Here is a 13673-nt window from a genome sequence, read left to right on the forward strand (position 1 = left end):
CTATTTCAGTGCCACTTGCAAATACCCCGCAATATGATTCTACACATTGCTGGTGTCGAATACTGCTCTGTTTAGGTAGTCTTCTTATAATTCCATATGGCCCAGCCGTTCAATACTACTGCAAATAATATCATGTAAAAAAATTCTGTTTTGATATCCCCGAGATCGCTTCCCTTCAATACGATCATTCGCACCACTTTAATGAAATGGGTAATAGGCGTAAGATGAGCGATCGCTCCTGCCCATGCAGGCATACTTTCAACCGAAGTAAATAAACCGCTCATAAGCATAAAGATCATCATAAAAAAGAAGGCGATGAACATGGCCTGCAACTGGTTGGCGCTGTAGGTGGATATCAGTAATCCAAACCCTAAAAGGGCCACCAGGTAAACAGCCGCGAACAAATAGAGTACCCCAAAACTTCCTTCAGGAAAAATGCCATACACCGCCCATGTTACAATCAGCCCCAAAGTAAAAACGATCATCCCTATTACCCAGAACGGAACCATTTTCCCTGCAATGAACTCCCATTTCTTAACTGGTGTTACATTAATCTGTTCAATGGTGCCGGCTTCTTTTTCTTTTACAATATTCAATGCCGAAATAAAACCGCCAATAAGGGTGAGGAGCAATACCAGCACGCCGGGAACAATATAATATTTGTATTCGCTCAATGGGTTGTACCAGTTGGAAAAGGTAATATCAATAACCGGTTGCGCCGCTGGTTGTTTTGTGATGGCTATTATATTGAGCTGTAGATTTTTATTAAAATCCGCAATAACCGAATTGAGGTATCCTGCGCCCAAAGCCGCTTTGGTGCCATTAATGCCATCCACGGAGATGGCAATTTTTTGTATGCCTTCTCTTACCAGGTTCCGTTCAAAACCGGCAGGGATTTCCATTATCATGTCAGCCGCCCCGTTTTCAATATAAGGCAAAGCTTTTTGATAAGACGTTCCGGCATTTATATAACGGAAGTACCCCGATGCTCCAACCTTTGTTACCAGCTTTTGTGAAAGACTGCTATGATCATTGTCTACAATAGCAATATTGATATCCTTTACATCAAAATTCATGGCCAAAGGAATAATGATGAGCTGAATGGTGGGCATCACAAACATCATGGCCAGAATACTCTTGTCTCTGAATATTTGCAGAAATTCTTTTTGAAGTATGTACCGCAATACCCTCATGCTAATCTCTTTTTAAAATTTTTGAGTGCAATGATTAAAAGAAGCACGGTCATGGCAACCAATACCAGTGTTTCTTTCCACACATATTCAAAACCGAGTCCCTTCAGCATTACAGCCTTCACAATTAAAAAATACCAGCGGGAAGGAATAATATTGGAAATGGCCTGAAATATCCAGGGCATATTCTCAAGGGGGAACATGAACCCGGTAAAGATCAGTGTTGGCATCATCAGTCCCATCATGGAAAGCAGCAGTGCGGTTTGCTGCGAATTGGTTGTGTTGGAAATGAGCAATCCAAAAGAGAGACAGGTAATAATAAAAAGTATGCTCTCTATATACAATAGTGAGAGGCTTCCTTTTACAGGAACATCCAATACATAAACCGACAGCAGCAGTATTAAGGTAAAATTGGCGATAGACAATGCCAGGAACGGGATGGCTTTTGCAATTAATACCATTACGGGCTTAAAAGGCGATACCAGCAATATTTCCATGGTGCCCAATTCTTTTTCCCGCACTACGGCTACGGAAGTGAGCGCTGTGCATACGATCATCAGCACAAGGGCAAGTACGCCGGGTACAAAATTCAGCGATCCGTTTGCATTTTCGTTATACAGTAACCTTGTTTCCGGAACAATGGAATAGGGCAAAGCCGCTGCAGGACTGATTTGATGCTGGTAATCTGCAATAATAGCCGTTAAATAGTTGATGAGCGTTTTAGCAGTATTCGGATCAGAACCATCGGCAATGATTTGTATCTGCGCTTTTCCGGAGCGCAGCAAATCGTTTCCAAAATGAGGCGGGAAAATAACCGCACATTTCAGCTCCCCTTTTCTAAAAACTTTTTCTATATCAGTATAATTTACGGTTGCTTCTTCTGCCAGGAAATAGGAAGAAGCTTTTATTTTATGAATGATCTGCTGCGCGTTCGCATCCTTTGCATTATCCGAAATAATGATTTTTGCATTCTTTACTTCGCTCGTCAGCGCAAAGCCAAACAGCAGTATTTGCGCTACGGGTATACCAAACATGATCAGCAGGGTTCGCCGGTCGCGAAACACGTGATAAAATTCTTTTCTTATGAAAACCAATAATTGTTTCATGCAAAAATGTTTTTTGTTTTAGTCTGCCGACCGTTTTGCTCCACGGGCCAACTGGTAAAAAACATCGTCTATACTCTTTACAGCGAATTGTTTTTTCAGGTTTTGAGGCGTGTCTAATGCTTCAATTTTTCCATCCACCATTACCGTTATGCGGTTGCAGTATTCCGCTTCATCCATATAATGCGTGGTTACAAAAATGGTGATGCCGGATGCGGCTGCTTCATAAATCATATCCCAGAACTGCCTGCGGGTAACAGGATCCACCCCGCCTGTAGGCTCATCTAAGAACACAATTTTAGGCTGGTGAAAGATGGCTACTGAAAAAGCCAGTTTTTGCTTCCAGCCCAATGGCAGGTCGCCAACTTTCTTTTTTGCTTCTGATTGCAGTCCGAGCTTTTCAACCAGGCTATTGCTTCTCCGTTTTATTTCTTTAGCGGGAACGCCGTAAACGCCGCCAAAAAAACGTATGTTTTCCAAAATAGTAAGGTCTTCATACAATGAGAACTTCTGGCTCATATAGCCAATATTCCTTTTTATATACTGCTGCTGCCTGTACACATTAAAACCTGCAACCGATGCTTCGCCGGAACTGGGGAAGGAAAGACCGCAAAGCATGCGCATGGCGGTAGTTTTACCTGCACCGTTGGCGCCCAGAAATCCAAATATTTCGCCTTTGTTCACTTCAAAGCTGATTTTATCTACCGCAATAAAATCGCCAAACTTTTTGGTGAGCTCTTTACAAATAATTACTTTTTCTTCCATGCTAAATAATTATGAGTGCGGAAGTGCCATTTCCTTCTTTTCATTCATTAACCTTATAAAACTATCTTCAATAGTGGGTTCAATATCCTTCACCTCAATATGGGTGTGTCCCTGTTTTTCTGCCCAGCTTCTCAATTCACCTGTATCCTTTTCATTGCCATTTTTTAACGTAACATGCAGGTATTCGCCAAAGGGATAGCTGCTTTCTACCTGTTCATTTTTTCTCAGGTCGCTTAATAGTTTATAAATATTGTTTGCCCTCATCGCGAATAACTTTACCGGGTAGGCTGCAATAATATGTTGTGGTGTATCTACCGACATGATCCTGCCGTTCTGTATCAACGCTATTCTTTCGCATAAAACCGCTTCGTCCATATAAGGTGTGGAAACCAAAATGGTGATGCCCTGCTGTTTTAGTTTTTTAAGCATTTCCCAAAACTCCCTTCTCGACACTACATCCACTCCTGTAGTAGGTTCATCCAGGAACAATACTTCCGGCTTGTGAATTAAAGCACAGCATAAGGCCAGCTTTTGCTTCATGCCGCCCGAAAGTTTACCTGCCCTGCGATTGTTAAAGGGTTTGATCTGTTCGTAAATATCCTTAATGAGATCATAGTTTTTCTCAATGCTGGTGCCGAACAGGGTGGCGAAAAAGCTCAGGTTTTCTTTTACTGTTAAATCCTGGTATAACGAAAATTTGCCGGGCATATAGCCAATCCTGTTGCGGATGGCCTGGTAATCTTTTACTGTATCAAAACCATCAACTGTTGCGGTTCCTTTATCAGCAAGTAATACCGTTGTCAGTATGCGGAAGATTGAAGTCTTGCCGGCACCATCGGGTCCAATGAGGCCAAACAATTCACCCTTATCTATAGTAAGCGACACATCATCCACAGCAAGCACTTTGCCTTTATCGTACGTTTTAGTAATATTTTGAAGTGTTACAGATTTCATTTGTTTCATCCGGTTTTGCAGTACAAGGGAGTGACACAACGATGTTCAATAGCCATTCAAAAGCTTGTCCCAGCAACAATCTGGTGATATATCAAATTGTTATTGTCAATTAAAAAGCACTTCGCCATACATGCCAATCTTCAGGTAACCATCGTTTTTTACGCTTACTTTTATGGCATATACCAGGTTGGCTCTTTCATCTTTCGTTTGTATGGTTTTAGGCGTAAATTCCGATTTGTCCGAGATCCATTGAATCGTTCCTGCATAGGTTTTATATTTTTTTTCACCCTGGTCAATCCGCACCTGCACCTGTTGTCCTGTTTTTATGAGTGGGAGTTGCCCGCCGGTTATATAGGCTCTTAAAAACAAGGTATCGGTGTTTGCAATTTTATATAGCGGCTTTCCCAATACAGCCATTTCTCCTTTCAGTGCATAATTGGTAAGCACTATGCCAGTGATGGGATTAACCACCTGTCCTTTGTTGATTTGTGCCTGCAATTGCTGTGCGGCTTTCTCAAGTGGTGCTTTTTCACTGAGTATGCTCCTGTTTTGAATGGCGGTGTTGGATTGATACAGGTTGATCTGTTCCCGCGTTACTGCCATCTGTTTTTGCAGTTGGTCAATCTGTGCATTCATATCATCTAATTGCTTGCGGGGGGCGGCATCGGCTTTCACCAGGTTTTGTGATCTTTCCCTTTCCCGGAACAGGTTATCCAATTGTGTTTGCTGGGCCGATAGTTGTTTTTTAACAACATTTACCTGGTTGCTGGCAGAACTTGTTTTTTGTTTGAGTGAAGATATGGAGGCTTCTGTTTGTTCTTTCTGAAGCTGCTGAACAGTCATATCAATCTGTCCCACTATGGCGCCTTCCTTTAACTGATCTCCTTCGTGTACAGAAAATGAAAGCAGTTGGCCGTTTTGTTGTGCTGATACAATTACTTCATCCGCTTCAAAATTACCCGACGCATCATAGTTTACTTTATTACCGTTGCAGGAGGCGAATACCATCCATACTGCAAATACTGCTATACTGTTGTATCTCATAAATAATAATTTTGCACTCAGTTGCCTGAAGTGTTTTTAAAATTGTATTGGGCCTGTAATAATTGAATGTTGTGAACAATGCGGGCCTGTTTCGCCAGGTTTTCTTCATTTAGCTTGGCAATATATTCATGTACGGTTATCACACCATTATCCAATTGTGCCTTTGCCGATTGTACCACAGCGGTAAGAAGCTCAGCAACGGCATTATCCTGCTCAAGGAGATCGCTGTATTTTTTGATATCTGCATTTTGCTGACTAAGTGTAAGGCGGGTATTGAAAAGAAAGGTTTCTTTGTCAGTATCTACGTTTTGCCGGTTGATTTCTAAAAGATGCCTGTTGTTCTTTAAGGAATATAAACTTCCCGCCGACCAGTTTAAACGGATCCCGGCAATCCACCACGGACCAAACTTATTTTCAATAATGTTTAACGTAGGACGGCCATATGCCCCCTGTACAAAAGCGCTGAGTTTGGGTGTGTATGCCGATCTCAATTGTTGTTCCTGTATATCAAAACTTTTTTTCTGCAGATCGAAGTATTTCAATTCCGGCCTGCTGATTCCGGGCGTAACGGGCAATGGTTCAGGTAAAACCAATATGGTGCTTTCATCAACAGGCCGGCCAATGAGCAATGCCAGCATATCCATAAAGGCGTTGCGGTTGGCCCTGAACGTTATAGCTGTCATATCTATATTAATAATCGCGGCTTTTAGTTCATCCACATTGCTTCTGAAGCCTGTTCCGTTTATAAACGCGGCATTGGCTTTATTCAGCGCACCCTGCAAATCGGTTTTCCTGATTTCATTTTGTTTTAATTGTTCGTTCATCAGCAGCACGGAAAAATAGATCTGGGTAACGCGGTCTTTCAGCGTGTTTAAATTCACTTCCAGGCTTTGTTGCTGAATTTGTTCATTGGCCCGGATCAATGCTTTTTGATGTTTGGTAACACCGCCATCATATATAGACTGGCTCAGCTCTGCCTGTATTTTATACTGGTCTTTATCAATGGTGGGAAAAGAGATACCGGGTATGGAAGGCAGGGCATCCGAAAAGCTGATGGTTTGCGATTGGTAGGTAGCCTGGCCATTTACGGTAAGCTGGGGAAGATAAAATTTTGAAGCATTTTCAAGTGAATACTGGCTGCTTTTGGCAATTAAATCCTGCTTTTTAATGAGCGGGTAATTTTCTTTTGCCATGCTGTAACAGGAGTCAATGGTAAGTTGTTTCGTTTGCGCATGGAGGTGTGTTAATGGCGTCAGCAAAAACAAAACGCCTATAGCCTTATTCAATGTAATAATCATAGCTTAAGTCATTTGTTTTAATCACCTGATCAAATTGTATGAAATAAATTATTTTGATTTTAATATCGCTTTAAGCCAAACAGGAATCAGTTCCTTTCGTTCCAGCATCATATCCACAAATGCTTTATCTTTCATATTGGCCATTTTCTGGAGTACAGGCTTCATCAAAAAAGGAAACAGGCATAGTCCCATGAGGCTCACAAAAAAATGGAAGGGATGAATATCGGGCCGCTTCTTTTCTATCTGTTGTATAAATACAGATTGATTCAGAAAATCGGCTTTTTCTGTAAGTTTTATAAAATGCTCCGGGTTGTTTCTCAGTTCGCTTAGCACAAATAATGGCAGCTCCGGGTTTTCTATGATCAGGTCAATATATTTTGAAGCAATGCTTTCCACTTTGGTTTCTAAGGAGGTTGATGCATCGTTCAAAACGGGCGCCAGTACGCCAAAATATTTCTGCATTTTTTCTGTCATTACTATTTCAAAAAGTTTTTGCTTGCTTCTGAAATAGTAATTCAGCAGTGCCAGGTTAATACCTGCCGCTTCTGCTATATCCCTTGTGCGGGTGGCGGCATACCCCTTTTGCGTAAAAACCTTCCGTGCTGCTTCTTTTATTTTTTCTTCCGTAGACAGATCGCTGCTTGCTTTTATTTTTCCGGGCATTTTTTTGTTATTGTTCTGCAAAGCTAAAAAACATTTTTTTGATTTAAACAAATATTTTAATCAAATGATTAAAATCATATTACCGCCGCCGGTTTTTTGACAATAAGCTTTAAATACATACTTTGCACAACAGAGCGCATTATTTTCCGGGCAGGTAAATTTATTGTTGTAATGAAAGATATATTGGCATATATCCCCCAGCGTCAGCCTTTTGTAATGATTGATGAACTGGTAGTTGCCAGCGACGATACCGCCGTAACGAAGTTTAAGGTGAAAAGCGATAATATTTTTTGGGTGAACGGGCAACTTACAGAGCCAGCCCTGGTAGAAAATATTGCTCAAACTGCTGCTGCCAGAATAGGCTATATTTGCAGCGAAAAAAACGAACCTGTTCCGGTGGGTTTTATAGGTGCGGTGCAAAACCTGCACATTATGGCTTTACCGGGGGTAGGTGATGAGTTGGAAACTGAAATTGTTATTAAAAACCAGGTATTTGATGTTACCATGATTGCGGGCAAGGTAAGTTGCAGGGGAGCCGTGTTGGCGCAATGCGAAATGAAAATCTTTATTCAGTCAACCAATAAATCTGCAATAATATGAAACAGGTGCTTTCATTAAAATGGCTGCTTGCCATAGTATTCCTGCTTGCAGGAACGCAACCCCTTTCTGCTCAGACATTAAAAGATTTTTTTAACTCTTCCGAGGTTCCGCTTACTTACCTGGGGGTTGATTTCACCCGGGCCAAAGTGTTTAACGACATTGCCGCCAACGCCATGGATATAAGAGACCGGCAGTTCGCTGCTATTAACCAGGTAATTGTAAATGAACCTAAAAAATACGATTTTCAGAAAGCGCTTTCAAAGTCCAATGTAACAAATGATATTAGTTTTGTTAATGCAAAGAATGCTAAAATAGACGCTGAAAAAATTATTGAGTCTAATAGTGCTGATGAAGTAAGGTTTACCAAAGCAACCATCGAATCTATTGTTAAGGGATATAAGTTTGCAGGTAAAAAGGGTATTGGCCTGATGTTCATTATGGAAAGCATGAACAAAGCTTCGGCCCAGGCTTCTATGTATGTTACTTTCATAGATATTGCTTCAGGTAAGGTTTTGCTTACAGAACGGATGACAGCCAAAGCAGCCGGATTTGGTTTCAGGAATTATTGGGCAAAAACGGTATACGAAGTGCTGGATGACATAAAAAAATCAAAATATAAAGAGTGGAAAGCCAATGCAGGCTGAGGTTCAGAGCGGAATAGATCATGGTTACGGAAAAAACAAATAATGGAGAAAACTTTATCCGGGAAAATTGAGATTAATGTGCGGTTTAATGAAGCTGATCCTTTGGGTATAGTATGGCATGGGCATTATATACGATATTTTGAAGACGGAAGGGAGGCTTTTGGCAATGAATATGGCATTGGGTATCTTGATTTTTACAGGCAGGGCGTTATTATACCTATAGTGAGTATTCAATGCGACTTTAAACGATCGCTAAAATACGGGGAAAAGGTTATAGTAGAAACGATTTACAAACCCTGCGAAGCTGCAAAACTCAGGTTTGAATACAGGTTGTTCAATTCAGCCACTAATCAACTGGTAGCTACGGGAACTTCGGTTCAGGTTTTTCTGAGCAGGGAAACATCAGTTCTGCAGTTAACCAATCCTCCCTTTTTTGAAGCGTGGAAAAAGAAACATGTGCCGCTCTAATTTTTAACAAGCCAATGAAACGCCGTGTAATTTTTTTTCGCATAGGAGAATGTATAAAAGGCGTTCTCCCGCCGTGCGGGACAGGCATCCGGCAAAAATGTAAAAAATAAACATGTACGGATGAAACCGGTTTTTGTTATTTCCGATAATATTGTATCACCCATAGCACTAACAGCAAATGAAAATTTTGCTCTGCTGAAAAAAGGCATTTCTGGCATACAATTGCATCATACAGCAATTGCTCCGGAACCCTTTTATGCTTCTTTGTTTAATGAAGATGTGAATTTTACGGGATCTGTCAATAACCCGGATGCCTACACTAAATTTGAGCAATTGCTTATCGCTTCCATACAGGATGCTTTATCGCTTTCCGGTACGGATATTACCAGTGCAAAAACCGCATTGATCATTTCTTCTACCAAAGGAAATATCAGTCTTATTGAATCAGGAGCAATAAATGAGTCTGTAAAAAAGCGCGTTGCTTTACATAGCTCGGCAAAAGCAATAGCCGGTTATTTCCGTTTCAAATCTCATCCTGTGGTCGTATCGCATGCCTGCATTTCGGGCCTGGTTGCGCTTATTACAGGTATGCGCTTATTACAATCCGGCCGCTGCGATCATGCGGTAATAGCCGGCGCCGACATCATTACACAATTTGTATTATCCGGCTTCCAGTCTTTTCACGCTGTCAGCGATGAACCCTGCAGGCCCTTTGATGCCAAACGAAATGGTATTACATTGGGCGAGGCCGCGGCTACCATTATTCTTTCGGTAGAAAAGCCCGATGCCAAAGAAAGTATACAGCTTTCAGGTGGAGCTATCAGTAACGATGCCAATCATATTTCCGGTCCCTCCCGTACCGGAGAAGAATTACACCAGGCTATTGAAGCCGCTGTTCAGGAAGCCGGTATTTCTAAAAATGAAATTGATTTTATTTCGGCGCATGGAACAGCTACGGTGTATAATGATGAAATGGAATCTAAAGCCATAAACCTCTCGGGATTACAACAGGTTCCTGTTAATAGCCTGAAGGGATATTACGGCCATACTCTGGGTGCTGCCGGTTTAATAGAAACCGTGGCCTGCGTGCATTCATTAAAAGAAAATATAATTTTGCCCACCCCGGGATTTAAAGATCCGGGCACAACACAGCCCTTAGTGGTAAGCAATGCGTTGCAAACGGGCGTATACAACAATTGCCTGAAAACCGCATCGGGATTCGGAGGTTGTAATGCAGCGATAGTATTACGGAAAGCAATTTGATTTTTAACTATAAACCATAACCCAGTACATTTTATTACATGGAATTTTTTAAAAAGGATAGCAAAACAGCTTTGGAGGCGAAAGGGCTGGCGCAATTCATCGCATTTGGACCTGTGGTATTCCAGGTAGCCAAAGTAATGAGGGATACCGGTATATTAAGCATCATAGAAGAAAGTGCATCAACCGGAATAACCATTGAAGAAATTGAAACCCGCGTACAATTGCCTCATTATGGAGTAAGAGTGTTGCTGGAATCATCATTGGGAATAGGATTGGTTTTGGAAAACAATGGTAAGTATACTTTAACCCGCACGGGTTATTTTATTTTGCATGATCCGCTTACAAAAGTAAACATGGATTTTGTGCACGATGTGTGCTACAAAGGGTTATTTGACCTGGATAAGAGCATTCAAAATGGAAAGCCCGAAGGACTTAAAGAATTCGGCGATTGGCCTACCATTTATGAAGGGCTTTCACAATTGCCCGCACATGTGCAGAAAAGCTGGTTCGCTTTCGATCATTTTTTTTCGGATACGGCTTTCCCGGCAGTAATAAAACATGTATATAAAGACGGCATTAAAAATATATTAGACATAGGGGGAAACACAGGCAAATGGGCCATTGCCTCCGCTAAGCATGCGCCGGATATACATATTACCATTATGGATTTGCCCGGACAGCTAAATATGGCCAAAAAAAGAATGGAAGAACTTGGACTTACCAACCGGGTATCTTTTTATCCAACGAATATTTTGGATGAAAGCCAGCCTTTTCCGAAAGGGTTTGACGCGATATGGATGAGCCAGTTTTTAGATTGCTTTTCTGAAGCCGAAATCGTTTCTATCTTAAAGCGCTGCGCCATGGCAATAGGTGATGATGGCTATGTACTGATTCTGGAAGCATTTTGGGATACACAGCGATTTGAAACAGCGGCTTTTTGCCTCCTGCAAACATCTATCTATTTCACTGCATTGGCCAATGGCAACAGCCAGATGTACGATTCAAGGGTTTTTAAGCAATGTATATACGATGCAGGCTTTGAAATTGTGGAACAAACCGATGGCATAGGTTTAAGCCATAGCCTGCTGAAATGCAGGAAGAAGAAGTGAATTTGAAAATGTGGAAATTTGAAAATGTGGTGGTCGGTACGCAACGAAGGAGCGTCAGACCGCAACATCGTGGAATGTGCTAATTTGGGAATTTGAAAATTTGGAAGTTTGAAAATGAGGTGGTCGGTACGCAACGAAGGAGCGTCAGACCGTGGGTAACAAAAGTTAACTGGTACTGACGGCTGACTGCTAATCGCTGATCGCGTTTGGATTTTAATTTTGTATTTTATTTGGTTTTTGTTATTTGTTTTTTGGTTCTTATTTATAATATATTATGCAAACAGAAAAAACAGATGTACTGGTTATTGGCGCCGGACCTTCGGGAACAGTTGCCGCCTCCATTGTTCACCAGGCCGGGTATAAAGTACGCATTGTTGAAAAAATGAAATTTCCGCGCTTCGTAATCGGCGAAAGCCTTTTACCCCGCTGTATGGAAGCCCTGGAGGAAGCGAAGTTCTTAGACGCTGTGGCGGAAAGAGGTTTCCAGGAAAAAAATGGGGCCAAGTTTGTAAAAAATGGAAAAATATGCGATTACCAGTTTGCCGATCAGTTTACCAAAGGATGGAAAAGAACCTGGCAGGTGCAGCGTGCCGACTTTGATCATACGCTTGCCCGAACCGTTGAAGAAATGGGCGTACCTGTTCAGTATGAAACTACGGTAACCCATATTGCTTTTAATGATGACGGAAAATCTGTCACCACTATTGAAGATGCCAATGGCAATAAACAATATATAGAAGCCCGCTTTATTATAGACGGCAGTGGTTACGGACGGGTGATACCGCGTATGTTCAATATGGAAAAACCCTCTAACCTGCCCGCAAGAAAAGCACTGTTTGCGCATACGGTAGATACCAAACGCGCCATGTCCGATGAGCCTAACCGCATCACTATTGTAGTGCACAAAAAAGCGGTATGGATATGGATCATCCCATTTGCCAATGGCATTACTTCTTTGGGGTTTGTAGGATTTCCTGAGTTCTTTGATGGGTTTGAAGGCTCACCGGAAGAAAAAATCCGGGCAATGATCGCTACAGAACCATATTTAAGTGAGCGGTTTAAAGATGTTGAACTGGTGTTTGAACCGAGAACATTGCAGTCGTGGTCATCCACCACCGACAGGTTTTATGGCAATGGATTTGTACTTACGGGAAATGTGACGGAATTTTTAGATCCGGTATTTTCTTCGGGCGTTACGCTGGCTACCGTTTCCAGCCAGATTGCGGCAAAACTGGTGATTCGTAAACTGAAAGGAGAGGATGTAGACTGGGATAAAGAATACATGGATATTATGATGCAGGGCGTAAATACTTTTCGCTCTTATGTAATGGCATGGTACGAAGGCACACTGGATACTATTTTCTTTGCCGATGATCAGGATCCGCTTATTAAAAGCCAGATATGTTCCGTATTGGCTGGTTATGTGTGGGATACTACCAATCCCTATGTAAAAGATCATACCACTGCCCTGCACAAGCTGGCGCGGATAATAACCATGAGAGATAGCCTGAAGGGGTAGTGAAAGGAGAGAGGAGAGATGAGAGAGGTGAAAGGCGAGAGAGAGGTGAATGGTGAGTAGTTGTCTTGCTGGCTGACGGCTGATAGCTGATGGCTGACAGCAGAACCAGCAGCATGCACACATAAAACAATATTAATATTTTGTCAGATACCCAAACATACATTACCGCTCATTGCTGCATTACCCAAAAAAAGGTATACAAAAACGGTATACTGCTTTTGAGCGATGAAACAGGCAGTGATACAACCGATTTCCTCCTTTCTGCATATAAATATTTTAATGTGGATTATCCCAAATTTTATAAAATGGATAATCTGTGTAAACTCGGGTTTTTAGCGGTGGAATTACTGCTGAAAGAAAGGCGGATTGCAGAAGAATACAGTCCCGAAACAGTTGGTATCGTATTGAGCAATGCCAATTCCAGTCTGGATGCCGACCTTAATTATTTCCAAACCGTTAAAAACATACCCAGTCCTGCCCAATTTGTATATACTTTGCCTAATATTGTGATTGGTGAAATCAGCATCAGGCACCATTGTAAGGGAGAGAACGCTTTTTTTGTGAGTGACAGGTTTGATACCGGCTTTATGCAGTTTTATGTGCAGGATCTGTTGGACCGTAACCGGATTAATGCATGCATTAGCGGTTGGGTAGAATGTTTGGGCGGGGAATATAAAGCCGTGGTTTACCTGACAGAAAAGCGTCCGGCTAAAGGATCTTTACCATTTAATATTGATCATATTCATCAAATTTACGAGATAGCTAATGGAGAAATTAATGGCTGATCTGAAGCAACAGATCATAGCGCAACTGAACCTGAAAGATTTGAAACCGGAAGATATCGGTGACGACCAGCCGCTTTTTGTGGAGGGACTGGGGCTGGATTCTATTGATGCCCTGGAATTGATTGTATTGTTGCAGCAGGAATATAAGATAAAACTTGCCAGCGCGGAAGAAGGTCAGCATGTATTCCGTTCCGTTAGAACCATGGCGCAATATATTACAGAACATCAGCCTAAAACAGTATAGTGGTACCGTACATGGTTGATTTGA

15 protein-coding genes are annotated in these 13673 nt (G+C 41.7%); 8 read left to right on the top strand and 7 right to left on the bottom strand.

Annotated elements, in window-relative coordinates:
* Nucleotides 1–71 precede the first annotated feature (71 nt).
* The 7 genes from FRX45_RS12545 to FRX45_RS12575 form a co-directional block, all read right to left on the bottom strand.
* Nucleotides 72–1193: an ABC transporter permease gene (locus FRX45_RS12545; RefSeq protein WP_152268775.1), complete on the bottom strand. Its 1122-nt coding sequence runs from the start codon at nt 1191–1193 to the stop codon at nt 72–74.
* Complete coding sequence (locus FRX45_RS12550; protein WP_152268776.1) at nt 1190–2296, bottom strand: ABC transporter permease; 1107 nt, start codon at nt 2294–2296, stop codon at nt 1190–1192. The genes FRX45_RS12545 and FRX45_RS12550 overlap by 4 nt, the downstream gene beginning before the upstream one ends.
* Before the next feature lie 18 nt (nt 2297–2314).
* On the bottom strand, nt 2315–3058 hold the full coding sequence (locus FRX45_RS12555; protein ID WP_152268777.1) for an ABC transporter ATP-binding protein: 744 nt from the start codon (nt 3056–3058) through the stop codon (nt 2315–2317).
* A 9-nt stretch (nt 3059–3067) separates the two neighbouring features.
* Nucleotides 3068–4012 (bottom strand): ABC transporter ATP-binding protein, encoded by a 945-nt coding sequence (locus tag FRX45_RS12560; protein WP_152268778.1) that lies wholly within the window; start codon nt 4010–4012, stop codon nt 3068–3070.
* A gap of 105 nt (nt 4013–4117) precedes the next feature.
* A complete protein-coding gene (locus FRX45_RS12565) occupies nt 4118–5056 on the bottom strand; it encodes an HlyD family secretion protein (protein WP_152268779.1) in 939 nt (312 codons plus the stop codon).
* 17 nt (nt 5057–5073) lie between these two features.
* A complete protein-coding gene (locus FRX45_RS12570) occupies nt 5074–6354 on the bottom strand; it encodes a TolC family protein (protein WP_152268780.1) in 1281 nt (426 codons plus the stop codon).
* A gap of 48 nt (nt 6355–6402) precedes the next feature.
* Nucleotides 6403–7017, bottom strand: coding sequence for a TetR/AcrR family transcriptional regulator (locus FRX45_RS12575; protein WP_152268781.1), 615 nt, complete (start codon nt 7015–7017; stop codon nt 6403–6405).
* Nucleotides 7018–7188: 171 nt separating this feature from the next.
* Here FRX45_RS12575 and FRX45_RS12580 point away from each other — a divergent pair, with 171 nt between their 5' ends.
* The 8 genes from FRX45_RS12580 to FRX45_RS12615 all read left to right on the top strand — a co-directional run bounded on the left by FRX45_RS12580 (nt 7189) and on the right by FRX45_RS12615 (nt 13649).
* Complete coding sequence (locus tag FRX45_RS12580) at nt 7189–7617, top strand: 3-hydroxyacyl-ACP dehydratase (RefSeq protein WP_152268782.1); 429 nt, start codon at nt 7189–7191, stop codon at nt 7615–7617.
* Entirely contained in the window at nt 7614–8261 is a 648-nt protein-coding gene (locus FRX45_RS12585; protein WP_152268783.1) for a hypothetical protein, read from the top strand. The genes FRX45_RS12580 and FRX45_RS12585 overlap by 4 nt, the downstream gene beginning before the upstream one ends.
* 42 nt (nt 8262–8303) lie before the next feature.
* Entirely contained in the window at nt 8304–8729 is a 426-nt protein-coding gene (locus FRX45_RS12590) for an acyl-CoA thioesterase (RefSeq protein ID WP_152268784.1), read from the top strand.
* 120 nt (nt 8730–8849) lie between these two features.
* Complete coding sequence (locus tag FRX45_RS12595; RefSeq protein WP_152268785.1) at nt 8850–9992, top strand: beta-ketoacyl-[acyl-carrier-protein] synthase family protein; 1143 nt, start codon at nt 8850–8852, stop codon at nt 9990–9992.
* A gap of 38 nt (nt 9993–10030) precedes the next feature.
* Nucleotides 10031–11101, top strand: coding sequence for a methyltransferase (locus FRX45_RS12600; protein WP_152268786.1), 1071 nt, complete (start codon nt 10031–10033; stop codon nt 11099–11101).
* Between the two features lie 274 nt (nt 11102–11375).
* Nucleotides 11376–12620, top strand: coding sequence for an NAD(P)/FAD-dependent oxidoreductase (locus FRX45_RS12605; protein ID WP_152268787.1), 1245 nt, complete (start codon nt 11376–11378; stop codon nt 12618–12620).
* 140 nt (nt 12621–12760) lie between these two features.
* Nucleotides 12761–13405, top strand: a complete 645-nt coding sequence (locus FRX45_RS12610; RefSeq protein WP_152268788.1) for a hypothetical protein — start codon at nt 12761–12763, stop codon at nt 13403–13405.
* Nucleotides 13386–13649 (top strand): phosphopantetheine-binding protein, encoded by a 264-nt coding sequence (locus FRX45_RS12615; protein ID WP_152268789.1) that lies wholly within the window; start codon nt 13386–13388, stop codon nt 13647–13649. Before FRX45_RS12610 ends, FRX45_RS12615 begins: the two co-directional genes overlap by 20 nt.
* The last annotated feature ends 24 nt before the right edge of the window (nt 13650–13673 follow it).

It is taken from the genome of Agriterribacter humi, from assembly GCF_009192765.1.
GTDB lineage: Bacteria > Bacteroidota > Bacteroidia > Chitinophagales > Chitinophagaceae > Agriterribacter > Agriterribacter humi.

Bases quoted from the DNA above. Each gene is read 5' to 3' on its own strand.
- FRX45_RS12605 (WP_152268787.1), top strand. From the start codon at position 11,376: ATGCAAACAGAAAAAACAGATGTACTGGTTATTGGCGCCGGACCTTCG.
- FRX45_RS12615 (WP_152268789.1), top strand. From the start codon at position 13,386: ATGGAGAAATTAATGGCTGATCTGAAGCAACAGATCATAGCGCAACTG.
- FRX45_RS12565 (WP_152268779.1), bottom strand. From the start codon at position 5,056: ATGAGATACAACAGTATAGCAGTATTTGCAGTATGGATGGTATTCGCC.
- FRX45_RS12560 (WP_152268778.1), bottom strand. From the start codon at position 4,012: ATGAAATCTGTAACACTTCAAAATATTACTAAAACGTACGATAAAGGC.
- FRX45_RS12580 (WP_152268782.1), top strand. From the start codon at position 7,189: ATGAAAGATATATTGGCATATATCCCCCAGCGTCAGCCTTTTGTAATG.
- FRX45_RS12555 (WP_152268777.1), bottom strand. From the start codon at position 3,058: ATGGAAGAAAAAGTAATTATTTGTAAAGAGCTCACCAAAAAGTTTGGC.
- FRX45_RS12590 (WP_152268784.1), top strand. From the start codon at position 8,304: ATGGAGAAAACTTTATCCGGGAAAATTGAGATTAATGTGCGGTTTAAT.
- FRX45_RS12585 (WP_152268783.1), top strand. From the start codon at position 7,614: ATGAAACAGGTGCTTTCATTAAAATGGCTGCTTGCCATAGTATTCCTG.
- FRX45_RS12570 (WP_152268780.1), bottom strand. From the start codon at position 6,354: ATGATTATTACATTGAATAAGGCTATAGGCGTTTTGTTTTTGCTGACG.
- FRX45_RS12575 (WP_152268781.1), bottom strand. From the start codon at position 7,017: ATGCCCGGAAAAATAAAAGCAAGCAGCGATCTGTCTACGGAAGAAAAA.
- FRX45_RS12545 (WP_152268775.1), bottom strand. From the start codon at position 1,193: ATGAGGGTATTGCGGTACATACTTCAAAAAGAATTTCTGCAAATATTC.
- FRX45_RS12600 (WP_152268786.1), top strand. From the start codon at position 10,031: ATGGAATTTTTTAAAAAGGATAGCAAAACAGCTTTGGAGGCGAAAGGG.
- FRX45_RS12550 (WP_152268776.1), bottom strand. From the start codon at position 2,296: ATGAAACAATTATTGGTTTTCATAAGAAAAGAATTTTATCACGTGTTT.
- FRX45_RS12595 (WP_152268785.1), top strand. From the start codon at position 8,850: ATGAAACCGGTTTTTGTTATTTCCGATAATATTGTATCACCCATAGCA.